The sequence below is a fragment of the Siccirubricoccus soli genome (genome assembly GCF_024178315.1).
GTDB lineage: Bacteria > Pseudomonadota > Alphaproteobacteria > Acetobacterales > Acetobacteraceae > Siccirubricoccus > Siccirubricoccus soli.
The window spans coordinates 92632-115501 of record NZ_JAMZIK010000016.1 but is presented as its reverse complement, the minus strand read 5'-3'; the positions used below and the strand labels follow the sequence as shown (position 1 = coordinate 115501).

Sequence of the window (22870 nt, the reverse complement as noted above, 5' to 3'; positions counted from 1 at the left end):
GGACCAACGGTCAGGTCGAGCGAATGAACCGAACCATCAAAGAGGCCACCGTCAAGCGGTTCCACTACGAGAGCCACCAGCAGCTCCGACAGCACCTGGCCAACGTCATCATCGCCTGCAACTTCGCCCGCCGGCTGAAGACCCTACCCGGCCTCACACCCCCCGAAGCTATCTGCAAAGCCTGGACAGAGGAGCCGTCCAGGTTCATCCATGACCCGCACCACCAAATCCCGAAACCAAACAGCTAGCATTCAGGATCGCCTCGACAATGTCCGGGGCCAGCAGGGTCACCCGGCACAAGGGCCGCGGCATCGAGACCGAGCATCCGGCGGTCTTCCCGGTCGCGCTGCCCGAGTTCCTGATCCAGGCCTACACCGACGAGGGCGAGGTGGTGTTCGAGCCGTTTGCCGGCTCCGGCACCACCATCCTGGCTGGCCAGCGAACCGGCCGGCGGGTGCGGGCCATCGAACTCGCGCCGGCCTATGTCGACCTGGCCATCGCCCGCTGGCGCCCGCTGCACCCGGACCTGTCGGTCACCCTGGCCGAGGATGGGCGGGACTACGACGCCGTCGCTGCGGCGCGCGTGGAGGCCATCGCCGATGCTGCCTGACCTTTGCGTCGAGATGATGCCGGTGGCCTCGCTCGCGCCCTATGCGGCGAATGCCCGGACGCACCCGGAGGCGCAGGTGGCGCAACTCGCCGCCTCGATCGCCGAGTTCGGCTTCAACGTCCCGGTGCTGGTGGACGATGCTGGCGTGCTGGTCGCCGGCCACGGCCGCGTCCTGGCCGCCAAGGCGCTGGGCCTTGACACCGTGCCGGCGATCCGGCTCTCCGCGACGCCGGCCATGTCGTCGAGCGTCGCGGTCATGCCCACCACCTGGAACCCGTCGCGAGGAGATCCAGGCGGCGCGGCCGCCTTGCCGAGACGCGCATTTGGTCGGCGCGATTCCACTTCGCCGGCTCGATGCCGAGCGCCTGCAGCAGCACCCCGAGCTCGAGCAGGCGCGTGAAGGCCGCCGCCTCGTCGGGTCCATGCTGCCGGCCAAGCATGATGGCCGGTTCTCCGAAGGACCGGGTAACGGGCTGCCTCTACGTGGTGAAGAGCCTATCGGCGCTCCCGGAGGTCAAGAAACTCGACGGCAGCTTGTTCAAAATCGGGTTCACGGCAGGGCGCTTCGAGGAGCGCATTGCTCGCGCTCAGGATGACCCGACCTTCCTGCTGGCCCCGGTCCATCCGGTGCGGACGTATGACACCGTGAACCTGAACGCGAACAAGGTTGAGAACCTGCTGCACCGGTTCTTCGATGTCGCCCGCCTGGACATCGAAATCATGGACCGCTTCGGCAAGCCTTTCCGCCCCCGTGAGTGGTTCCTCCTGCCCCTCCCGGTCATCGAGCAGGCGATCCAGATGCTCCTGGACGGCAGCATTGTCAGACATCGCTACGACATAGCCTAGGGGAAGATCGTACCGAAGAGGGCCGCCTAATAACGGCTCGGGATACGATCTCAGGCGCGTCCGTGTCCCACTAGCTCGGGGCCGAAGCGAGATTCTCCGTTCTCCGATTCTTTGCTCAGGCAATGGAAATGCTGAATCCGAGCAGGGGAGGCGCGCCATAGATGGCGCAAAAACAAGGCGTTGGACCTTGTTGGGTAAATCGGCCAACCCTCAAGGTCTGGAGAGACTCCGGCATTTCGGAGAGAAAATTCGGCCTCGTTCCGCCCTTGCACCATCAAGGCCGCGGCGGAAAACCGCAGGAAACCTGCGCCTCAGCGCGGTGACCTAGAAAGGAGAGACAGGTTGTGAGGAGACCGACTGGAGCAACGGTGGGAACCGGGGAACGAAACTCTCTGGGCGCCGGCACTCCGGAATTAGTCGCTCGACGCATCAACTTTCGGCTTGAGCACGATCACCGTTGCACGTCCGCTTGCCACCAGCTGATTTTTCACGTCGTACACGTACCCCTCCGCCGTACACAGGCTGCGCCCCTGCCGAATGAGACGGCCCTTCACTACCAAAGGCGCAGAAGCCGGAATCGCATGGTAATCAACCCGAAGGTCGACCGTGGCCGCGAGGCTGTCCGCCGCGGCCATGACGGCGAAGACAGCGCCACTATCCACCAGACCGGCCAGCACGCCGCCATGCACAGCACGCCGTTCGGGGGCGGAGATGAACTCCTCCCGCCAGGCGACACGGATCTCCACGCCGTCCGCACCCGCAGCCACGACCTGCATACCAAGCCAGGAATTATGCGGGCTACGGTCCACCAACCGCTGTAGCCGCGCGACGGAATCCGCCGTCATGGCAGGACACCGGCGCCGCGCAGCGCTTCGACGCGCTCGTGAGCGAGCCAGCCATCGAGCGCCTCAACGGCGTCCTGCGCTTCAGCGGGCTTCGGCGGAGCGGGCGTTTTCGGCACGCTGCGGCTGAAGCGCGGTGCAGGCGCAGGCTGCACGACCCCATCGATCTCTACATAGGTCTGCCGCGCCCGCATGTGCGGATGGCGCGCGGCTTCCTCCATCGTCAGCACGGGCGCGAAGCACGCGTCGCTGCCCTCCAGCACCGCGCACCATTCGTCGCGTGTGCGTGTGGCGAAAGTCTCCGCCAGCCGGCGACGCAATTCCGGCCAGCGCGATCGGTCGGATTGCGGCGGCACCTCCCCGGCTTCGATGCCGAGGCGTCGCAGCAGCTCCGCGAAGAACCGTCCCTCGATCGGGGCCACCGATATGAAGCGGCCATCGGCACAGGCATAGCAATCATAGAAGGGCGCGCCGGAATCCATCAGGTTGACGCCACGTTCCTCGCGGATGAGGCCGGCCGCCAGCAGCCCATGGAAGGTAGCCATCAGATGCGCGGTGCCATCCACTACGGCAGCGTCGATCACCTGGCCTTTGCCAGAGGTTCGCGCCTCGATCACTGCCGCCAGCATACCGACAGCCAAGTATAGCGACCCGCCTGCATAGTCGCCGAGGACATTGAGCGGCGGCGATGGCGGCTGACCCTCACGCCCAATTGCATGCAGCGCACCGGTCAGCGCGATGTAGTTCAAGTCATGCCCAGCTGCCTGTGCGAGCGGCCCCTGTTGCCCCCAGCCGGTAATCCGGCCATACACCAGCCGCGGATTGCGAGCGAAGCAGTCCTCGGGCCCAAGGCCCAGCCTTTCCGTCACGCCGGGCCGGAAACCCTCGATCAGCCCATCGGCTTTGCCGACGAGTTCCAGCACCAGGTCACGCGCCGCCGATTGCTTCAGGTCGAGTGCGATGGTTTGACGACCGCGCAATAGTAGGTTGAAGCGAAGTGGCCGTTTGAAGCCGAGTTCGGGCGGATCCGGCCGGTCGATGCGTAGCACCGAGGCGCCGAGATCCGCGAGCAGCATGGCGCACATCGGCGCGGGACCAATGCCCGCGAGTTCGATGATCCTAACGCCGGCGAGGGGTCCCATCCTGTTCTCCTTGTTCATCCGGCGGACCGCAGGGGCACCGGCGGCCCGCCTGCCCAGTCCGTGCCAGGGGCCGGCGACGGTGGATCACGCCGCAGCCAAGGTTCACATTCATCGCGCATCGTTCTGGCCAATGCGGACACGCGCCCTTCCAGCCCGGTGGCGGGCACGCTGAGGAGGAGGACAAGGTCCGGAGCGCCCCGCGCCATCAACCGCATGGCGATATGCCCTAGACGGCTGTCGCGCGGATCCCGAAGCGCGATCCAGCCACGGCGACGCGCCAACCCCACGCCGCGCAAAAAGCTCGCGACATCCGCGGGCGAAGCATGACGTGACGCGGCCTCGGCATTCAACCGATGCAGCAGACGACGGATGACGGTGTCGTCTTCCGCGGCGAGCAGGCAGCGCCCGGACGCGCCTTCGGAGAGGCAATCACGTCGGCCTGCCAGGGAGCCGCCGCGCCCAACACTCGCTACGATGGCCTCGGCAACATCCCTGTTGCGCGCCATCACCGCCACGTCTCCACCGCTGCGTTGCGCGAGGCCATCCACCAGAGCGCGCAAGGGCGGCATGCCGCATAGCTCCGGCACGATCCAGCCGCCGCCGAGGAGGGCCACGCGCAGCGTGGGCGAGTAGTGCCGGCACCTCGCGTCCCAGGCCAGGTAGCCCTGCGCCGCGAGACTCCGAAGCAGGGCCTGGGTGCTCGATGTGGGATAGCCCAGCGCCTCCGCGACCTCCTGCGCCCCGACCGGTCGACGGATCGTGTCGAAGAACTCCAGGATCTCCAGCACGCGGGCTGCGGATTTCACTAGCGGATTGCGGCGCGCCGCTGCGCCCCGCATCGCTGCATGCGGTTGCGTCATCAGCGCTGCGCTCATCCGATCCTCCCCGATGCGTCCGGGCTAGCCCGTCGATTTTGGGGCTAGCCTGGTTACTGAACGATGTTCTATATTACGAACACACGGCCATGCCGCCGTCAAGGTGACGCGGCAGGATGGCGGGGTCCGCCCTGCCGGACGGGGGAGAAACGATGTGCGCGGTTTGACTGGACGACGGGTCGTTCTGACGGGGGGCGCCAGCGGCATCGGCCGCGCCACGGCGTTGCGGTTGGCCGAGGAGGGCTGCATCGTCGCCAGCCTTGACCTGAATGCGGACGGCAATTCCGAGACGGTGCGCCTCGCCGGAGGCTTGCCAGGCAGGATCATCGCCTATGCCACCGATATCGCCGACCAAGATGCCGTAACGGGCGCGGTCGACGCCTTCGAGGCATCGGAAGGCCCGGTGGAGGGGCTCGCCAACGTGGCGGGTTGGGACCTGCCGATCCCTTTCCTCGAGACCGACCGTCCCTTCTGGGACAAGGTCATCCGCATCAATCTCTATGGCCCGCTGGTGATGCACCATGTCGTGCTGCGCCGCATGGCCGAGCGGGGCTTCGGGCGCGTGGTGAACGTCTCCTCTGACGCCGGTCGCGTCGGGTCGTCGGGAGAGTCCGTGTACTCAGCCTGCAAGGGTGGCGTCATCGCGTTCACCAAGACCATGGCACGGGAAATGGCGCGAAAGGGCGTCATCCTCAACGTGCTGTGCCCCGGCCCTACGGAGACGCCGCTCTTCGACAATTTCCGCAACGCTTCGCCCTCCGGCAGCAAGATCGCAGAGGGGCTGGCGCGCGCCATACCACTGCGCCGGCTCGGCCAGCCGGAGGACTATCCCGGCATCATCGCTTTCCTGCTTTCCGACGACGCGGCCTACATGACCGGACAGACAATCAGTGTCTCCGGCGGTCTGACGATGAGCTGACGCCATGAGCTTCGCCCTGGGACAGGATCAGATCGAGGTCCGCGACCTGGTGCGTCGCGTCGCGCAAGAGCGCGTCGCCGCACGAGCCGCCGAGATCGACCGCACCGCCGAATACCCGCAGGACATGTTCGACCTGCTGAAGGAGCTCGGTCTCTTCACGCTCCCGTTCCCGCCGGAGCATGGCGGGTCAGGAAGCCTGCTGTCCGCGGTCGTCGCAATCGAGGAACTCGGCCGTGTCTGTTACAATACCGCCTATCTGCTGCTGGTGCAGTGGGCGCCGCTCGGCGCCATACTCGCCGGTGGCACGCCGGAGCAGAAGGCGCGGCTGCTGCCTGGCCTCGCCGATGGATCACTGCGCGCCGCCTTTTCGCTAACCGAGCCGCAATCGGGATCGGACGTCGCGGGCATCCGCACGCGGGCGCGACGCGACGGTGGGGACTACATCGTCAACGGCGGCAAGATCTGGTGCACCAACGCCGGCGTGTCGGATTTCGTCCTCGTCGCCTGCAAGGTGGATGATGGCGACGAAGTATCCTTCTTTATCATTGAGAAGGGCATGCCGGGCTTCACCGTCGGCAGCAAGGAAGACAAGATGGGCGCGCGTGGCGTGCCCTCTTACGCCATCTTTCTCGACAATGTGCGCCTGCCGGCTGCGAACCGTCTAGGCGGCGAGGGCGGCAAGTTCAAGGACGTGATGGAGGCGCTGAACCAGTCGCGGCCACTGATCGCCGCGCGCGCGCTCGGTTGTGCGCAGGGCGCGATGGACCACGCCGTCGCCTTCATTAAGGATCGCCGCGCGTTCGGCCAGTCGGTCGCGGACTTCCAGGGCGTGCGCTGGATCGTCGCCGACATGGCGATCCAGATCGAGGCGGCGCGGCAGCTCGTCTATGCCGCAGCCGCGGCCGTCGATGATGGGCTGCGGGGCGGCGAGATGGCGCGGCTCGCTGCCTCGGCCAAATGCTTCGCCACCGACACCGCGATGAAGGTGGCTACCGACGCGGTACAACTCTTCGGCGCGGCCGGGATCTCGAACGAGTTCCCCATTAACCGCTACTTCCGCGACGCCAAGGTGCTCCAGATCATCGAGGGCACCAACCAGATCCAGCGCAACATCGTCGCGCGCAACATCATCGGCCCAGGGAAACGTTGACCATGACCGCCAGCAGCGACCTGCCCGTGCTCGGGCTCGGCCAGTTCTTCGAGGACATGCCGGTGGGGCGGAAGTTCCGCACCATCGGCCGCACGATCACGGAGCCCGACATCGTCGCCTTCATCAACTGCACCGGCATGACCGAGGTGCTGTTCACCAACATGGAGTTCCTCAAGCACGAGAGCGACATCAAGGGTCGGCTCTCGCCGGGGTCACTGGTTTATTGCTTTGCCGAAGGCCTGCTGGTTCACGCGACCATGCAGCATACCGGCTACGCCTTCCTTGGGATGGAACTGAAGATCGAGAACCCGGTCTTCGCCGGGGATACCATCCATGTCGAGGTGGAGGTGACGGAAAGCCGACGCTCCAAGTCGCGGCCGGATCGCGGCATCGTCACCACCTTCAACCGCGTGGTGAAGCAGGATGGCAGCACAGCGCTGACCTACACGCCGACCCGCATGATCAAAGCGCGGAGCAGCGGCGGATGAGCGGACCGCTCGCGGGCGTGAAGGTCATCGATCTCACGGTCAACATCCTCGGCCCGGTGGCAACCCAGGTGCTGGGCGACATGGGGGCTGACATAATCAAGGTCGAGCCGCCCACGGGCGACCCGATCCGCGTCATGGGGCCAAGCCGTAGCCCGGCCATGAGCGTCTTCTTCCTCAACACCAACCGCAACAAGCGCAGCGTGGTGCTGGATCTGAAGCAGCCCGAGGCGCTGCAGGCGCTGTTGACGCTCATTGACGGTGCCGATGTCTTCGTCCACAACATGCGCATCGGTGCAGCGGAACGGCTGGGCCTGGACCACGCCACACTTACTGCGCGCAATCCGCGGCTGATCTACGCGGCGGCGACCGGCTTCCGTAAGGATAGCGCCTGGCGCGACAAGCCCGCCTTCGACGACGTGATCCAGGGCATGAGTGGCATTGCCGACCTCCATGCCCGGCGCGACGGCAAGCCTGGCTTTGTGCCCATGGTGATCGCCGACAAGTTCTGCGGCTTCGCCCTCGCCTCGGCCATCGGCATGGCGCTCTACCGGCGCGAACGCAGCGGCGTCGGCCAGGAAGTTCACGTCCCGATGCTGGAGACCATGCTGAGCTTCAACATGGTCGAGCATCTCTGGGGCGCGACGTTGGACGACACCTCGCTCGGCCTTGGCTATGTGCGCATGCTGACGCCGTTCCGGCGTCCGCATGCGACCGCCGACGGGCACATCTGCCTGCTGGCGAACACGGACGAGCAATGGGCGCGGCTCTTCGTTGCCATGGAGCGGCCGGATCTCGCGAACGACGCGCGGTTCGCGAAGCTGGCGCAGCGCACGCTCAACGTCGCCGCACTCTATGAGATCGTGACCGCAGTGATGGCGACGCGCACCACGGCGGAATGGCAGCGGCGCCTGGATGCCGCCGATATTCCAAACGGGGCGGTGCTGACCCTCGATGGCATGTTCGACGATCCTTACCTCGTCGAGACTGGCTACTTTCAGCATGTCCAACACCCCAGCGAAGGGGCGATGATCACTACCGCCGTACCGACATCCTTCTCGGAATCGCCGGGCAGCATCCGCCGGCTGGCGCCGCGGCTCGGTGAACATACGGAGGAGGTCCTGCGCGAGGCCGGTGTGCCGGAGGCTGCGGCAGCGCGCCTCGCCTCGTGACGCGCGTCACCCGAAGACGGGCTTGCGCCGCCCCTCGAAGGCGGCGAGACCTTCTTCCACATCCGGCGTAAGCAGGGCAGGTACCACCGCAGAGGCCTCCTGCGCCAACCCCTCGGCTAGGCTGTCCTCCAGGCCGCCCCGTGCCAACTGCTTCATCAACGCCAGGCCCGGCGCGCTGCGCTCCGCGATGGCACGGCAATACTCGATCGCTGCGTCCTGCAGCGCCTCGTCCGCGACCACCTGATTGACCAGCCCCCACCGTTCGGCCTCCGTCGCCTCGATCCAGCGGGCGCTGAACATGAGGTCGAGCGCGCGGCGCAGGCCCACCAGGCGCGGCAGGCGCTGCGTGCCGCCCCAGCCGGGTACTAGCCCAAATTGGGCATGCTGATCGCCGAAGCGCGCCGAGGCCGCGGCCAGGACGACGTCGCAGGCCATGGCGAGTTCCAGCCCCCCTGCCAGGCACAGCCCATGCACCGCGGCGACGACCGGCAGCGGGCTCGCTTCCAGCGCGCAGAGGACGGCATGGCCATGCGCGATGAAATGGCGCAGCGCCGTGTCCTCCGCGCGCATCCGCTTCACTTCGCCGAGTTCAGCGCCCGTACAGAAATGCTTACCCTGCGCACGAATCAGCACGACGCGGATGGCGGGATCTCCTTCGAAGTCGCGCAGGGCGGCAAGGATCTCGTCGTAACTCTGCACCGACAGGCAGTTGAATACCGTCGGCCGCGCCAGTTCGATGACACCAATCCGTCCGTCCCGTGACGCTGCGGTCCGCGCTTCCCGATCCATGCCGTTCCACTCCTTCGCCCGGTGCCCCCGAGGCTGCCAGCCCGACACGCAAAAATCAAGAACGCTGTTCATCATGATGAACATACGCTACGAACGCTTATCGCGGGCAGCGACCCTGCAAGACGGGAGGAACGACAATGAAGCGACGTACCGTGCTGCGCGGCCTCGCGGGTTCGGCTGGCAGCATCATGACGATCCCAGCACTCGCCCAGGATCGCTATCCCGAAAGGCCGATCCGCCTAGTGGTCGCCTTTTCAGCCGGCGGCCCGACGGACCTCATGGCCCGTCGTCTCGCCGAGCGTCTTGGTGCACATCTTGGGCAGTCCGTGGTCGTGGAGAACAAGACCGGTGCGGCTGGCACGATCGGCGCGACGGAGGTCGCGCGGGCGAGGCCGGATGGCTACACGCTGATCGTCGCCGTTTCCTCGAGCCACGCGATCGCCGCGACGCTGATGCGGCGTCCGACCTTCGATCCGGTAAAGGACTACGCGGGCGTCGCCGTGCTTGGCACGGTGCCGATGGCGCTCGCCGTGCATCCCTCCTTCCCGGCGCGGACGCTGCAGGATTTCCTGCGGGTCGCGCAGGACGCACCAGAAGGTCTCAGCTACGGCACCTCGGGCGCCGGCGGCATCGCACATCTGTCGGGCGAACTATTTCAGCGCGAGGCGCGCGGCATCAAACTCACCCCAGTGCATTACCGCGGGGCGAGCACGGCGCTTCAGGATCTGCTCGCCAACAACATCCCGATCGTGATGGACACCATGGCCTCGATCGCCGAGCCTTATCGCGGCGGGCAGGTCCGCATCCTCGCCACCTTCGCCGAACAGCGCTCCCCCTATCTGCCCGACCTGCCCACGGCAAGGGAGCAGGGACTGCCCGGCGTCGTCTCCAACACCTACAATGCGGTGCTCGCCCCCGCCGGCACGCCGGCGTCCGTACTGGCGACGTTGAACGGCGCCGTGCGCACCGCACTCGCCGATCCGACCATGCAGGCCTTCATGGCATCGAACCTGGTCGACCCCTTCCCCGATCCGACACCGGAGCGGACCATGGTCTTCATCCGCAGCGAGCTTGAGAAGTGGCGTCCGGTCGTTCAGGCGACCGGCCTGTCGATGGAGTAGGGCCCGATGGACCGCAGACACCTTCTGTTCGCGGCCGCACTCGGCACGCTCGCCCTGCATGGTCGCGGCGCAGTCTTGGCCCAGGGCACCTTTCCGGACCGGCCGATCCGGCTCGTCCTCGGCTTCGCGGCCGGCGGGCCGACCGACATCGTGGCGCGGCGCCTGGCGGACCGGCTCGGCAGCGTCGTCAGGCAATCGATAGTCGTCGAAAACCGCACCGGGGCCAGCGGCACCATCGCCAGCGCCGAGGTCGCTCGGGCCCGCCCGGACGGCTACACGCTGATGCTCGCCACTTCCTCCAGCCACGCCATTGCAGCGACGCTGATGCGGCGACCGACCTTCGACCCCATTGCGGACTTCGCTCCCATCGCCCTGGTCGGCGAGGTGCCGATGGTCATGGCGGTACACCCTTCCTTCGAGGCACAATCCCTACCCGCCCTGCTGGAACTGGTACGCCGTGCTCCGCGGGGCAGCATCAACTATGCCTCCTCCGGGGCCGGCGGCATCGCGCACTTCACGGCCGAGCTCCTGATGCGGCAAGCCGGCGGGGTGCTGATGACCCAAGTGCCTTATCGTGGCGCAGGGCTGGCGCTGCAAGACCTCCTTGCCGGGCATGTCCCGATCTATATCGACACCTTCGCGACGACGCTGAACCATCACCGGGAAGGGCGGCTGCGAATCATCGCCAACTTCTCCCGCATCCGCTCACCCGCGGCGCCGGAGGTGCCGACCGCGATCGAACTCGGCGTGCCGGACATGGTCGCCAACACCTACAACGCATTGCTCGCGCCCGCCGGCACGCCGCAGCCCATCATCGACATCCTGCAGGATGCCGTACGGCGCGTGGTCGCGGAGCCGGACTTCCAGGCTTTCCTGAGCTCGGTCTCGGTGGAGCCGGTGCCGGATTCGACACCGGTCAGCACCGCCGCTTATATGTGGCAAGAGTTGGAAAAGTGGCGTCCGATCATCCAGGCGACGGGGATGACGATGGAATAGCCGCGCGCCTTGGGTTCGGCGCATTCCGATGCTAGGAAAAGAAGCAGGGCCGCGATGACTGCGGCCAGGGAATTAATGCATGACGACGCTGGATGGCACCCCCCGCTCCCTGCTCCGCGTCCTCGGACTCTTCGAAGCCGTGGCGGGCAGCAAGGATGGCTTGGCGCTCGCCGACCTAAGCCGTGCGCTGGGCAGCCCCAAAAGCAGCCTGCTGCTGCTGCTTCGCCCGCTGGTCGCGCAGGGCCATCTGACGCATATCGACGGCCGCTACCGGCTTGGCCCAGCGGCCTTTCGCCTTGCTAACACCATCCTCGCTGCGCGCGACCAGTCGGCCCAGCTCCGGAACGCCATGGAATGGCTAGCACGCAAGAGCGGCGAGACGGTGCATCTGACCACTATTGAGCGTGAACTTGGCCTTGTCGCCTACGTCGAGATCATCCCGAGCGAGCAGCCGGTGCGCTACGTGCCGCAGCTTGGATCTATGCGGCCGCTGCATTCGTCATCGGCCGGGCGCGTGCTGCTTGCGTTCCAGGACGAGGCCTGGCGCGAGGACTACCTGAAGCGCACCCAGATCAAGCGGCTAACGCCGCACACGACGACGAGCCTGGCGGCCTTGCGTCGCATCCTCGATGATGTGCGGCGCGAGGGCGTATGCGTGACCATCGAGGAGACCATACTCGGCGCCGCCGGCTGCGCGGCGCCGGTCTTCGATGCCGACGGCGGCGTCTCGACGGCACTGTTGATCGGCGCGCCGGCCGATCGCTTTCGTCGCGATGTGGAGCGCCACAAAGCTCTGGTACGGGAAGCGGCGGCGCGGGTTTCCGCAGCGCCGCCACCCGCGGCCATCAGAGCGGGCAGTGGGCCGGAAAGGCCGGCTTCCGCTTCTCGCGGAACGCGGCGACGCCTTCCCGCACCTCAGGCCCCGTAAAGCCAAGGAACTCAAGCGCGAGCGAGGCGTCGAAAGTCGGTCCGGCCTGCCGCAGCCAGTTGTTCAGGGCGTATTTCGTCCAGCGGATGGCTGATGGCGGACCCTCCGCGAGACGTGTCGCAACATCGAGCCCCTTGGCGTCCAGTTCGGCATCATCGACGGCGAGGCTGACCACGCCGATGCGCTCCGCTTCCTCGCCGCTAAGGACATCGCACAGCAACAGGTAGTATTTCGCCTTCGCCATGCCGCAGAGCAGCGGCCAGATGATAGCGCAATGGTCGCCGGCGGCGACGCCGAGCTTGGTATGCCCGTCGATGATACGGGCATCCTTCGCCGCGATGGACACGTCGGCCAGGAGCCCCGCCACCAGCCCCGCGCCCACGGCCGGACCCCGGATGGTGCTGACGATTGGTTTCGAGCAGTTGATGACATTGTAGACGATGTCCCGCGCTTCCTTCCAGTTGCGTGCGCGGGTCTCGGAATCGTCAGCGATGGCCTCGACCAGTGCCATGTCGCCACCGGCCGAGAAAACCTTCGGTCCGCCAGTGAGGAGCACAGCGGAGACGGAGGGATCGGTGTCGATGTCGCGCCACACCTCGCCCAGTTCGGCATGCATCTGCTGGTCGGCGGTGTTCATCCGACCGTTGTTCATGGTGATGCGCAGCACGCGCGGATGCGGGCGATCGAAGAGCAGGCGCTGGTAGCGCGCATAGCGGTCCGTCATGCGGGATCTCCTGGTGAGCTCAGTTCTGCATTGTCAAGGCGACGCGCCCGATAGCCTGGCGCGAGGCAAGCAGGTCGAGCGCCTCGGCAAAGCGCGCCATAGGCAGGCTGTGAGAGATGTGCGGACGCAGCCGGCCTTGTGCGGCATGACCGTACATCCAGCGTTCATAAGCCTCGCCGACGGCGGGATCGCGCTCGGCATGGGTCAGGGCTTGGACACCAACCACGCTGATGCATTTCAGGAGCGGCTGGTTGCCAGGGATCTGTTGGATCCTGCCGCCAGCGAAGCCGACGATGAGGATGCGCCCTCCGAAAGCCATGCAGCGCAACGAGGTATCAAAGGTATTGCCACCGACGGGGTCGAAAACGACATCCGCGCCGCGACCCTCGGTGATCTCACGCACCCGCTCGCGGAAATCCTCCCGGCTATGGTCGATCGCATGGTCGGCGCCATGGGCTGTCGCGACGGCGAGCTTCTCCGCCCCACCGGCGACGGCGATGACAGTTGCGCCCAGCAGCTTGCCCACCTCCACAGCGGCTAAGCCAACGCCACCGCCGGCGCCATGAACGAGAAGCATTTCGCCAGGCGCAAGTTGTCCGCGCTGCAGCAGCGCATTGGTCGCTGTAGCCGTGGCGACGTGGAAGCAGGCTGCCTCGGCGAAGGTGAAGGGGGCGGGTATCAGTCGCACCGTGTGCTCAGGCGCAACGATCTCCTCGGCAAAGGCGCCGTGGCTGAGATTGAGCAGGACACGGTCGCCGGTTCGGCACCGCGTCACGCCACTTCCAACCGCATCCACCACACCCGCGGCTTCCCGCCCGAGCGCGAACGGCAAAGGTGGTTTGAACTGGTAGCGGCCGGCAGCCATGAGGAGATCCGGGAAGTTCAACCCGGCGGCATGGATCCGCACGCGGACTTCGCTCGGCCCGGGCGGGCCAGCCGGCGGCACCTCCTCAAGGCGCAGCGCGGCTGGTCCTTCTAGGACGCGACACAGGACAGCTTTGGGCATGGCGTCACTCCAACCGGATACTGGCGGCACGGATTACGGCCTGCCATTTCTCGGCTTCGCTTTCCAGGAAGGCGCGATACTCGGCGGTCGGCATCGCCATCGGGATGGTGCTGCTCTGAGCAAGACGCTCGATCACGGCAGGCTCTGTCAGGAGGTTAAGCATCTCTGACGAGAAGCGGCGGATGATCGCCTCCGGTGTCCCGGTGGGCGCCATCACGCCTTGCCATGATTCGGCGGTGAATCCGGGCGCTATCGCCTCGGCAATAGTCGGCACGTCGGGCAGGCTCGCCACACGCTGAGCCGACGCGATGCCGAGGGCGCGGACGGTTCCATTCCGCACGAAGGGAACCGCCGTGTTCGTGGTGTCCATGTAGAACTGCACGACACCGCGGACGATGTCTGTCAAGGCAGGTGCCCCGCCCGAATAGGGTACGTGCGTGGCGTTCCCCTGCAGTTCCAACAGCAGCCGCGCCGCAGCGAGATGCGTGGTGTTGCCGATCCCAGCTGAGGCATAGGAGAGATCTGAATTCGGGCGGCGGACCAAGGCCGCGAATTCAGCCAGGCTTTGTGCTGGCAGAGACGGATGCACGAGCAGGATCAACGGCACGCTCGCCACGCCGACGACCGGCGTAAGATCGCGCTGCCAGTCATAGGCTATGTTGGGTGTCAGCGCGGGCGAAGTGACGACGAAGGATGTATTGTAGAGTAACGTATAGCCATCGGGCGCAGCGCGAACGACGGCGAGCGCACCGATGTTCCCCTGACCCCCGATCCTGTTCTCGATCACCACGCTGACGCCAAGCTTCTCCGTCAGCCGCTGAGCGAGGAACCGCGCGGTAATGTCGGTTCCTCCGCCCGCCGCAAAGGGCATGACGATGCGGATCGGCCGTGTCGGCCAAGGCGCATCCTGGGCTCGCGACCTGGCGAAGGGAGCCATCAGCAGGGCAAGAAGCACCAGGATGGTGCAGGCAGAGCGACGCATGAGTGATCCTCCCGGACACTTTGGCTACCACCACTGCGTCGCCGCGGAACGGATGCCGACTGCGAAAAGCACATACGTGGCGGAGAATATGGCCGTCAGCCGGCCATCCGGCTCACGGCACCCGCCGCTTCGTCACCGCTACCGATAGCGTAGCCGGACCCAGATCGAAGGTAGCGGACGGTGAGATGTTGCGCGCCATCACCCGGACCGTGTTGTTGGTCCAGGCCGCGGCGTCGAGTTCGATGAAGCGGGTCGAGGAGACCAGGGCCGCGTCGGCCAGATCGCCCTGCCGGCAGCCGGTGACGGCCACATCGAGCAGGCTGGTGGCACCCGGGACCAGGTTCGGCAGGTCCCAGGCGATCTCCGCGGCGAACTCGCGCGGGCCCACCGGCAGGGTGGGCGTGCCGCAGAGCAGCGCCGGGGCGTGCTCCGGCAGGCCGTAGAGCCGCAGCGCCTCGAGCTCGATCTGCCCATCGAAGCCGACAATCCCGATCTGGGCAAAGGCCACCACCTCGGCCAGGCGGTGCTGCGCAATGCCGACACCCATAGCTCCGACATCGTGCGCCGCGTGTCGGCGGCGGAGATCGAGGCCGCGGTGGTGGACCAAGTCCGCGCCCTGCTGCGCCAGCCGGAGGTGGTGGCCGGCACTTGGCTCGCGGCGCGCGCCGAGGTACCGGACCTGAAGGAGGGCGAAGTCCGGGAGGCCCTGGCCCGTCTCGACCCGCTATGGGGCGATCTCTTTCCGGCGGAACAGGCGCGAATCGTCCGGGCTCTGGTAGAGCGGGTGGTGGTCGGGCCTGCCGGAGCGGATATCCGCCTCCGCGTGGAGGGACTGGCCGGCCTCGTCCGAGACCTGACCGCCGTCGCGCCCGAGGCGCTCAGGGTGGCGGCATGACGGTGGCGACCAGCATCACTGTCCGGGTCCCGCTGACGATCCGGCGCCGGCCGGGGCGGCAGACGGTGGTGACAGCGGCAGGGGATGGCGGCGAGACGGCCCTATCAACGCGGGCCGACCCGGCCCTGGTAAAGGCGCTGGCGCGGGCGTTCCGTTACCAGCGCCTCCTGGACGAGGGGCGGTATGCCTCGATCAGCGAGATGGCGGCGGCTGAGCGAATCGAGCGTGGATACCTCGGGTCGCTGCTGCGGCTGACGCTGCTGGCACCGCAGATCGTGGAGGCGATCCTGAACGGTGAGCAGGTATCTATGGCTGCTTGGAGACACTCTTCGGATGGGTTGCCAGCAGAATGGGATGATCAGCGAAGGATTATGTGTCGTGGTTCGGGTTTGAATATCACCTCGTCTTCGTAAATTTACCCCCGGTTCAGCGTGCCAAAGCAAAGTAATTGATCGTGATATATTGTCGCCAGTTCCTGATGTGCTTTAGGTTTGGTGGTTAAATTTCCTCGAATTCTATGTCGCCAAAAGCCCCTCAATGCGCCATAGTGCAGTTATGCGAATCGCAGCGGCGACAGACCTCTTTGCGGCAGACTCGGGCGAGGCCCCCTGGAGCGATATCCGGAGGGCGATCGCGGACGAGTACGCGGCGTCCCATGCTCTCCCTTGGATCGTGGGCTTTTCCGGCGGGAAGGACAGCACCCTCGTCGCCCACCTTGTGTTCGAGCACCTCTTGTCGCTTCCGCGCAGCGCGCGACGTCGGCCGGTGCATATCGTCGCGAACGACACACTGGTCGAGAGCCCCTTGGTCATCGCGCACATCCGGGCGGTCCAGGACGAGATGCGGAACGCGGCCTCCGCCTTCGACCTGCCGGTTACCGTAGCGACCACCGCTCCCGATCCGGAACACACCTTTTGGGTGAACATGATCGGCCGCGGCTATCCCTCGCCGAACCGCACCTTCCGGTGGTGCACAGATCGGATGAAGATCCAGCCTACTAGCCGGTACGTGCGCCAGCAGGTGGACGCCTCCGGCGAGGTTGTCCTCCTCCTGGGAGTCCGCCGTGACGAAAGCGCAACGCGCGCCGGGACGGTCGCGCGCTACGACAACGGCGAACGACTCAACCGGCACAACGACCTCCAGGGCTGCTGGGTGTTCCGCCCCATCGTTGAGCTCTCGACCGAAGACGTCTGGGAGTTCCTCGGGACCGAGAACCCGCCCTGGGGAGGCAGCCACGCTCGCCTGATTAAGCTGTATCGTGACGCTGGGGGCGGCGAGTGCCCAGTGGTTACAGCCAAGTCCGATGCCCCCTCCTGCGGCACGACGTCGTCCCGGTTCGGGTGCTGGACCTGCACGGTGGTGGACAAGGATCGTAGCCTCGCGGGCTTCGTTGAGGCCGGGTTCGGCGAGTTCACGCCCCTCCTGGACTTCCGAGATTGGCTTGTTTCGATTCGGAACGACCCGGAGCGGCGGCTTGCCCGGCGGCGGGACGGCCGCGTGCTGATCGCGCCGAATGGGGTCCACGTGCCTGGCCCCTTTACGCTCGCAACGAGGGCGGAAATACTTACTAGGTTGCTCGCTTTGCAGGAGCGGGTCGGGCGGCAGTTGATCATGCCGTCGGAGGTGGATCGTATCCGCGCTCTTTGGGCAAAGGACGCCCTGGACGGGGCCGAGCGTTCTGCTGCGGGCTAGAGTAAGGGTCTGAGACGGCATTGGGGGGCAGAGTGCCGCGGAACATCGTAGTGCTGCTGAACAGCGAAGAGGGCCGGGCGCTGGTCAGGAAGAAGTGCCGCGCCGCCGGGATCCGGATCGGAGTGCTCGAGGAGCTAATCGAGGCCGAACTCGACCAGCAGGGGAAGAGGCGCAAGGCAGGGCTCTGGGAGGAGTTTGACCGCATCCTCGACGAGGCGGCACCCGAGGAACAGGGCTAATGCACCTCCGAGCGGTCGAGCTTAGGGACTGGCGGTCCTACCGCCATGCGCGATTCGAGTTCCCAATCCCGAAGGGCCGACGCAATGTCATCCTCGTCCGCGGGCCGAATGAGCACGGAAAGACCTCGTTCTTTGAGGCGGTGACGCTTGGCCTGTTCGGTCGGGAGGGTCTGTTCCTGGTGCCGAGGGCACGCGTTGCAACCAACGGCGATCTGTCCGACCGCCAGGCGGTGACCTACAGCCAGTTCCTGGCCGGCGTGCTGCACCGGCGTGCGATCGCGCAGGGGCGCCAGAGCTGCTCCGTGACTCTGGAGTTCGACGACCCCGAGGGTGACCCGATAACTCTCACTCGGAAGTGGCATTTCTCCGCCAACGGGCAGCACAAGCTCTATGATGATGAGCTGCTGATCTTCGAGGGCCAGGGGCGCCGCCCTGTTGCGCCCCCCGCGGCGGTGACCGACCGCGACGGCTGGTACCGGGACTTCATCGCGCAGACCTGCCTTCCCGCGCCTTTAGCGGAGTTCTTTCTGTTCGATGGAGAGCAGGTACAGCGGTACGCAAGCCGCGGCATGTCCGGTCAGGTGCGGCTCGGCGTCGAAGGTCTCCTCGGGCTACCGGTGCTGAAGAGCCTGAGGGAGTCGCTGCAGAAGTACGCTCAGGCAAAGAGGGCCAGTGCCGCGGCGCCATCGGACGAGAAGGTCCGATCCGTGGAGGCCGATATCGCCCGCCTCGAAGCCGAAATTGTGGAGGAGCGCCGGAAGCTTTCCGAGGCAACCGCCCTGCTGCCCGCCCTTGAGGCGGAAAGCGACGAGCTGGTGCAGCGGCTTGGTGGCGGCGGAGAAGGCACCATGGCGATGGTCGCCGATCTTATCCGGGAGGAGGAGCGGTTCCGGGCGGAGGCTGACCGCGCCACTGACAGCCTTATGAAGCTGCTGGCCGAGGACGTGGCCCTGGCCCTCGCTGGGCCGACGCTGCGGAACGAGACGGTCGCGCGGCTGCGTGCGGAGGAGACCCGCGAGGCTTGGGAGGCGGGTCGCAACCAGGGTAACGCCAATCTCGACCGGTATGTCGCCGATCTCTCGCGGCGCCTGGATGCTCTCAAGCCCCCAATCGAAGCGAAGCAGCGCGACACCGTCGTTGCCGAGGTGCGAGAGGCTTGGCACGCGCTATGGCACCCCGCACCGGAAGGGTGTGCCGAAGGCTATCTCCACGCGGGCCTGATGGGTGCTGCGCGGATGCAGGCGGTCGAGCGGCTCATCGCCGTCGGCGGACGATCGGTCGCGGAGCTCAGCGCAATCGTGGCAACCATCCGATCGTCGGCTGACACTGCGGATGCTAAGAAGCGGGAGCGGCTCTCGCTGGAGCAAAGCGCCCCAGAGGCGGAGCGCCTCAGCGCTCGGCTAAAGGAGGTGAGCGAGGAAATCGGGCGGCTCAGGCTGCAGCGAGACACCGCTGAGCGGGCAGCGGCGGCCCTCGAAGGCCAACTCGGATCGAAGCGGCAGGAGTTCGGCCGCTACACAGACAGCATCGGGCGCGGTGCACCTGTGCTCCGAAAGGCCACACAGGCAGAGGCGGTGGCTCGCCTTATCGATGACATTCTGGAGGACGCGATACCGACGCAGGTCGGGGCGGTCGCCGAGGCCATGACGAAGGCTTGGAAGTCTATGGCCCACATGTCCGACCGCGTGGATCGAATCGAGATCACGCCAGACTGCGACGTCAAGATGCTCAACCGGAAGGGCGAAAACCTGCACGAGATCGAGAAGTCCGCCGGGGCGAGCCAAGTCTTCACCCAAGCCCTTATCTGGGCGGTGACGCACGTCAGCGGACAGGATTTTCCCTTTGTTGTGGATACGCCTCTCGCACGCCTCAGCAGGGACCAGCGACTCGGTGTCCTGAAAACCTTCACTGACCGGCCTGGGCAGGTGATCCTCCTGTCCACCGACGAGGAAGTAGTGGGCGACAAGCTCGATGCCATCAGCGACCGGATCCTAGCAGCCTACCAGCTGCGTGTGCGCAGCGACGACGGGGTCGCCGTCACCTCCGTCGAACGCGATACTGTCTGAGGCTTCAGGCCATGCCCCTCGGCGTCATGGACATCACCAACGCGCAGTACCGGACCACGCGGGCGGCGGACGCCCAGTGTTCGGAGCTGCTCAAGAGACTCGGCTACAAGGTGCGGTACCTTGCGGCTAGGCTGGCCATCGCCCGCTCCCTCTCCCAGACCGAACCTCCTGATCCTCCCCTCCCCGACGACGAGGACGAAGCGGCCGGCGCCATCCGGGGCCAGCAGCTCTTCGGCGACGGTAGCGACCCGGCGGCGTGGCTCGCCTTGATCACCCAGCGATCCGGGCGGACCAATCTTAGCCGCAAGGATTTTCAGGGACTCGTCTCCGCGCATTGGCGGCGCGGCGCCGACCTGCTGACCAAGGATTGGGAAGAGGCGAACGGTAGCCTTGCCGCCTTTGTTACCCGCCTCGCCGATCTCGCGAGCCTCGCCGCCGGCGACCCCGACCGCCCTCACCGCCAGGGGGACCCCGACGAGGCGGCCACGCTCGCCGCCGCCGTCGTGCTCCCCGTCGGCCCGGTCGCAGAGGACGCCCAGACCGGCGAGCCCGTCACATTTCCGCTCAACACGCCTGGCGGCAGCCCGCATATGGCGATCATGGGCGGAACGAACTCAGGTAAGACCTACACAGCTTTGACGATGCTGAAGCGGCTCAGGTCCTTCGGCTCGGTTCCGATCCTTGCTTTCGATTTCAAGGGAGACCTGTCGGATAAGCTTGCGCCCGACATCGGCGCCGAGGTGGTGTCTCCGCCGCGGACGCCTGTCCCCCTGCACGTGCTGTCGGTCCAGGTTGCGGACGAGATGGGCCTTCGCGAGGCGGCGGGGCGCATCCGCGAGTCCATCGGGCGGGTGAAGAGCTCGAAACTCAGCGGCGTGCAGTCGGACGCGTTGCGTGAGGCGGTGCTCCAAACGCTCCGAGCGCGGCCCGGCAGCGGGCCCGCCACCCTCGCCGACGTCTCGCGCGCGCTCGCCTTGGAGTATCAGCGGCGGAACCGAAAGCCAGACGAGCTGACAGCCACGCTGAACGAGCTGACGCAGTTTACCCTGTTCACCCCTCAGATGTCCCCGGCCGAGTTCTTCGGACGGAGCTGGGTCATCAGGCTACCGCAGGATGGAACGGCCGAGGTCCGTAGGCTGGTTATCAATCTGACACTCGATGCACTGGACCGTTGGCTGAACTCGCAGCCGGACTCCCCGACGGTCGAAGGGCGGCGGGCGCTTCGGCACGTGTGCATGCTGGACGAGGCGCACGTGATTCTGGCAACCCGGCTCCCGGCGCTGAGCAATCTGATCCGGATGAGCCGCTCGAAGGGCGGCGTCATCATGCTGGTCTCCCAGTCACCGGACGACTTCGAAGGCGAAGAGGATGGGTTCTTGGACAACATGGGTCTGACGCTCGCGTTCAACACGCAGGCCAAGGCTGGGCCCACGAGGACCATCTTCGGCGCCGGTGCCTCGCTTGCTGAATTGGCGGTCGGGGAGGCGCTTTGCCGGATCAGGACGGAGGCGCGTACGCGTCGTCTCATCGCCTGGCGGCCATGAGTTGCGTGCGTCCAGCGCCCCTCGTTATCGGCCGCAGTGCCATGCCCCTGCTAAGGGGTAATCGAGATCTGCGCGCGTAGGTGCTCCGCTTAGGCCGGTCCGCGGGAGGCATGCATGGTCAAGAAACCGGAGGATAGGGCCACAGAGTTCCTCGAGCAGCTAGGTAAGCTCCGGCAGTTCTCGGCGATGGGGCGTCGGGCGCCGCACAAGCCGCTGCTCCTCCTCTACGCGCTCGCGCAGCTGAAGCACCACGGCCGGGACCGGGTAAAATACCGGGATGCAGAGCGCGTCCTCACTCCTCTCCCGCAGACGTACGGCCCCACCGGTACCCGCGCTCGTGTGGCTGACCCCTTCGCGCGACTCGAGGGAGACGGCATCTGGCGGATCGAGTCGGAGAATCGCGACGCGTTATTCGACAGCGGAGGAAACGCGCGCCCCGGCGCACTCAGCAAGCACGATGCCGAGGCGGGCTTCGACGATCGGACGTTGTCCCTGCTGAGGGACAGGCCGCGCACGATTGATGAGGCGGCCCGGGTCCTCCTCGAACGGAACCTGCCGCCGCAGACCCATGCGGAGGTGTTGGAGAGAGTAGGCCTTCGGCTGGACGACCCCGCATGATGTGGCGGCATAACTTGGGGCGCTAGCCAAACCGGTCTGCGAGCCAGCGCAACGGACGCACCTGCGGCACCCGCCGCCCGCTCGGGCCCGGCAGCATCGTCACCAGCGCTCGCTTCTCCTCAGGGCCGATGCTGATGTGGAGGGGCCGATCCGCACCATAAAAGTACATCCTGTCGAAGGTTCGCCGATTGACGATCCAATGTGCAATTTGCCCGGAACAGATGCCCTCGATGCGGAAGTCGGCGGCTTGGCCGAGGCGCGAACAGATCGGTGTTCCGTCTTCCTTGAGCTCGTGTCCAGCGTGCTGGTCGCGCGTCGGGTCTATGCGGCCCGGCACCATGCGCGCCAGCGCGCGCGACGAGAAGCCGTAGGTCACTTCCAGCGGCCCGAACTCGGCGATCACCGGGTCCAGGATCTCCTCCGCAAGCTTGTGCATCGACAAAATCGTTTCAGGCCTCTCCGGGAGATTGGGCACGCGGGTCCGCTGCCATGTTTCCCCTGCCTCGACCAGGTCACGCAGCCGCAGGAAGCGCCCGCACGGGGCATCCAAGTCGACGCTCAGCACCGATCCGCCTCCGGCTCGCCGGACGTCCGATCACGCCTGACAATGCCTGCGGCCGCAAGACGGCGTGCTAGCGCATGGGTGCCCGGCCCCAGACCTTCTTGGACCAGCACGCCCCGGCTGCGGAGGACCCTATCGAAGCGCTCCTGTCGGTCGCGCCCTGGCGCGTCGGACGGCATAAGCCGCGCCTTACCGAGCAGGACGCGTCGGCCTTCGGGGCCATCAACTGGCACGTCCTCGGCGCGTCGGCGCCGGAGATCCACCACGAGCCGCCAGGCAAGGACCGGGAGCGGGCGCCCGGCGAAATCGTCGAAGCGGAGATAGCTCACGCGGTGGCCCGAGCCGTGAACCTTTAGCAGGTCGACGTTGGAGGAAATGGGCTCTAGCCGCTCGGCGCAACCTAGGAGGATGCGAAGCGGCGCGGGCTGCTGCTGCAGGAGCGAGGCATGGAAGGTGTAGTCGCCGTCCTTGGCGGCTAAAACACCCAACCCTTCGGTCGCTGCCTGCGCGGCTGCCGCCGCCGTGTGCTCGGCGGAACCGCTCTCGAACAATGCGCTCCGCGCCCGCTCAACCGCGGCCTTTTGGCTGCCGAAGAAGCACCGGATGTCCCGCTGGACGGACGCGGGCAGCGTCTGCGCCGACCCCCGCTGCTCGAAGAGATTCAACG

General features: G+C 66.5%; 27 protein-coding genes and 1 pseudogene. 18 read left to right on the top strand and 10 right to left on the bottom strand.

Features of this window, described 5'->3' with window-relative positions; translation table 11 throughout:
- The 4 genes and pseudogenes from NJ376_RS03470 to NJ376_RS03455 all read left to right on the top strand — a co-directional run.
- Positions 1-248, top strand: a pseudogene (locus NJ376_RS03470) (integrase core domain-containing protein); the annotation flags it as partial.
- Positions 249-268: 20 nt separating this feature from the next.
- Positions 269-610, top strand: coding sequence for a site-specific DNA-methyltransferase (locus NJ376_RS03465; RefSeq protein ID WP_252951829.1), 342 nt, complete (start codon positions 269-271; stop codon positions 608-610).
- Positions 600-1010, top strand: coding sequence for a ParB/Srx family N-terminal domain-containing protein (locus NJ376_RS29130; RefSeq protein WP_370287808.1), 411 nt, complete (start codon positions 600-602; stop codon positions 1008-1010). Before NJ376_RS03465 ends, NJ376_RS29130 begins: the two co-directional genes overlap by 11 nt.
- Positions 1007-1456, top strand: coding sequence for a GIY-YIG nuclease family protein (locus NJ376_RS03455; RefSeq protein WP_252951828.1), 450 nt, complete (start codon positions 1007-1009; stop codon positions 1454-1456). The genes NJ376_RS29130 and NJ376_RS03455 overlap by 4 nt, the downstream gene beginning before the upstream one ends.
- Positions 1457-1869: 413 nt before the next feature.
- Here the strand turns inward: NJ376_RS03455 and NJ376_RS03450 are convergent, their stop codons facing one another.
- Genes NJ376_RS03450 through NJ376_RS03440 form a run of 3 tightly spaced genes read right to left on the bottom strand, consistent with a single transcriptional unit; the run spans position 1870 to position 4315 of the window.
- Positions 1870-2301, bottom strand: coding sequence for a PaaI family thioesterase (locus NJ376_RS03450; protein WP_252951827.1), 432 nt, complete (start codon positions 2299-2301; stop codon positions 1870-1872).
- On the bottom strand, positions 2298-3440 hold the full coding sequence (locus NJ376_RS03445; protein WP_252951826.1) for a CaiB/BaiF CoA transferase family protein: 1143 nt from the start codon (positions 3438-3440) through the stop codon (positions 2298-2300). The genes NJ376_RS03450 and NJ376_RS03445 overlap by 4 nt, the downstream gene beginning before the upstream one ends.
- 14 nt (positions 3441-3454) lie before the next feature.
- Positions 3455-4315, bottom strand: a complete 861-nt coding sequence (locus NJ376_RS03440; protein ID WP_252951825.1) for a helix-turn-helix domain-containing protein — start codon at positions 4313-4315, stop codon at positions 3455-3457.
- Between the two features lie 154 nt (positions 4316-4469).
- Between NJ376_RS03440 and NJ376_RS03435 the strand changes: the two genes are divergently transcribed.
- From NJ376_RS03435 to NJ376_RS03420, 4 genes are read left to right on the top strand one after another with little or no spacing between them, the layout of a single operon-like run.
- Positions 4470-5234, top strand: coding sequence for an SDR family oxidoreductase (locus tag NJ376_RS03435; RefSeq protein WP_252951824.1), 765 nt, complete (start codon positions 4470-4472; stop codon positions 5232-5234).
- Positions 5235-5238: 4 nt separating this feature from the next.
- Positions 5239-6384: an acyl-CoA dehydrogenase family protein gene (locus tag NJ376_RS03430; RefSeq protein ID WP_252951823.1), complete on the top strand. Its 1146-nt coding sequence runs from the start codon at positions 5239-5241 to the stop codon at positions 6382-6384.
- 2 nt (positions 6385-6386) lie between these two features.
- A complete protein-coding gene (locus tag NJ376_RS03425; RefSeq protein ID WP_252951822.1) occupies positions 6387-6872 on the top strand; it encodes a MaoC family dehydratase in 486 nt (161 codons plus the stop codon).
- Complete coding sequence (locus tag NJ376_RS03420; protein ID WP_252951821.1) at positions 6869-8041, top strand: CaiB/BaiF CoA transferase family protein; 1173 nt, start codon at positions 6869-6871, stop codon at positions 8039-8041. The genes NJ376_RS03425 and NJ376_RS03420 overlap by 4 nt, the downstream gene beginning before the upstream one ends.
- A 6-nt stretch (positions 8042-8047) precedes the next feature.
- Here the strand turns inward: NJ376_RS03420 and NJ376_RS03415 are convergent, their stop codons facing one another.
- Positions 8048-8914, bottom strand: a complete 867-nt coding sequence (locus NJ376_RS03415; protein WP_252951820.1) for an enoyl-CoA hydratase/isomerase family protein — start codon at positions 8912-8914, stop codon at positions 8048-8050.
- 53 nt (positions 8915-8967) lie between these two features.
- Here NJ376_RS03415 and NJ376_RS03410 point away from each other — a divergent pair, with 53 nt between their 5' ends.
- The 3 genes from NJ376_RS03410 to NJ376_RS03400 all read left to right on the top strand — a co-directional run bounded on the left by NJ376_RS03410 (position 8968) and on the right by NJ376_RS03400 (position 11875).
- Entirely contained in the window at positions 8968-9951 is a 984-nt protein-coding gene (locus NJ376_RS03410) for a Bug family tripartite tricarboxylate transporter substrate binding protein (RefSeq protein WP_252951819.1), read from the top strand.
- A 6-nt stretch (positions 9952-9957) separates the two neighbouring features.
- Positions 9958-10947, top strand: coding sequence for a Bug family tripartite tricarboxylate transporter substrate binding protein (locus NJ376_RS03405; protein WP_252951818.1), 990 nt, complete (start codon positions 9958-9960; stop codon positions 10945-10947).
- 79 nt (positions 10948-11026) lie between these two features.
- Positions 11027-11875 carry an IclR family transcriptional regulator gene (locus NJ376_RS03400; protein WP_252951817.1) on the top strand — a complete coding sequence of 283 codons (849 nt, stop codon included), beginning with the start codon at positions 11027-11029 and terminating at the stop codon, positions 11873-11875.
- Here NJ376_RS03400 and NJ376_RS03395 read toward each other — a convergent pair.
- The 4 genes from NJ376_RS03395 to NJ376_RS03380 form a co-directional block, all read right to left on the bottom strand.
- The gene (locus NJ376_RS03395) at positions 11793-12599 is read right to left on the bottom strand and encodes an enoyl-CoA hydratase/isomerase family protein (protein WP_252951816.1); all 807 of its coding nucleotides are present in this window, start codon (positions 12597-12599) and stop codon (positions 11793-11795) included. The two genes, NJ376_RS03400 and NJ376_RS03395, sit on opposite strands and share 83 nt — an antisense overlap.
- 19 nt (positions 12600-12618) lie before the next feature.
- A complete protein-coding gene (locus NJ376_RS03390; RefSeq protein WP_252951815.1) occupies positions 12619-13605 on the bottom strand; it encodes an NADPH:quinone oxidoreductase family protein in 987 nt (328 codons plus the stop codon).
- A gap of 4 nt (positions 13606-13609) precedes the next feature.
- On the bottom strand, positions 13610-14587 hold the full coding sequence (locus tag NJ376_RS03385) for a Bug family tripartite tricarboxylate transporter substrate binding protein (protein WP_252951814.1): 978 nt from the start codon (positions 14585-14587) through the stop codon (positions 13610-13612).
- Between the two features lie 112 nt (positions 14588-14699).
- Positions 14700-15134, bottom strand: a complete 435-nt coding sequence (locus tag NJ376_RS03380) for a hypothetical protein (RefSeq protein ID WP_252951813.1) — start codon at positions 15132-15134, stop codon at positions 14700-14702.
- Between NJ376_RS03380 and NJ376_RS03375 the strand changes: the two genes are divergently transcribed.
- The 7 genes from NJ376_RS03375 (at position 15111) to NJ376_RS03345 (ending at position 21641) form a co-directional block, all read left to right on the top strand.
- A complete protein-coding gene (locus tag NJ376_RS03375) occupies positions 15111-15482 on the top strand; it encodes a hypothetical protein (protein WP_252951812.1) in 372 nt (123 codons plus the stop codon). The genes NJ376_RS03380 and NJ376_RS03375 overlap by 24 nt on opposite strands.
- Positions 15479-15895 carry a hypothetical protein gene (locus NJ376_RS03370; RefSeq protein ID WP_252951811.1) on the top strand — a complete coding sequence of 139 codons (417 nt, stop codon included), beginning with the start codon at positions 15479-15481 and terminating at the stop codon, positions 15893-15895. Before NJ376_RS03375 ends, NJ376_RS03370 begins: the two co-directional genes overlap by 4 nt.
- A gap of 142 nt (positions 15896-16037) precedes the next feature.
- Positions 16038-17174: a DNA phosphorothioation system sulfurtransferase DndC gene (gene dndC, locus NJ376_RS03365; RefSeq protein WP_252951810.1), complete on the top strand. Its 1137-nt coding sequence runs from the start codon at positions 16038-16040 to the stop codon at positions 17172-17174.
- Between the two features lie 50 nt (positions 17175-17224).
- Positions 17225-17413: a hypothetical protein gene (locus NJ376_RS03360; protein WP_252951809.1), complete on the top strand. Its 189-nt coding sequence runs from the start codon at positions 17225-17227 to the stop codon at positions 17411-17413.
- Complete coding sequence (locus NJ376_RS03355; RefSeq protein ID WP_252951808.1) at positions 17413-19479, top strand: AAA family ATPase; 2067 nt, start codon at positions 17413-17415, stop codon at positions 19477-19479. Before NJ376_RS03360 ends, NJ376_RS03355 begins: the two co-directional genes overlap by 1 nt.
- A gap of 11 nt (positions 19480-19490) precedes the next feature.
- Positions 19491-21023 (top strand): ATP-binding protein, encoded by a 1533-nt coding sequence (locus NJ376_RS03350; RefSeq protein ID WP_252951807.1) that lies wholly within the window; start codon positions 19491-19493, stop codon positions 21021-21023.
- A gap of 114 nt (positions 21024-21137) precedes the next feature.
- Positions 21138-21641: a hypothetical protein gene (locus NJ376_RS03345; protein WP_252951806.1), complete on the top strand. Its 504-nt coding sequence runs from the start codon at positions 21138-21140 to the stop codon at positions 21639-21641.
- Between the two features lie 22 nt (positions 21642-21663).
- Here the strand turns inward: NJ376_RS03345 and NJ376_RS03340 are convergent, their stop codons facing one another.
- Entirely contained in the window at positions 21664-22206 is a 543-nt protein-coding gene (locus NJ376_RS03340; protein WP_252951805.1) for a hypothetical protein, read from the bottom strand.
- A complete protein-coding gene (locus tag NJ376_RS03335; RefSeq protein ID WP_252951804.1) occupies positions 22200-22868 on the bottom strand; it encodes a class I SAM-dependent methyltransferase in 669 nt (222 codons plus the stop codon). Before NJ376_RS03335 ends, NJ376_RS03340 begins: the two co-directional genes overlap by 7 nt.
- Positions 22869-22870 lie beyond the last annotated feature (2 nt).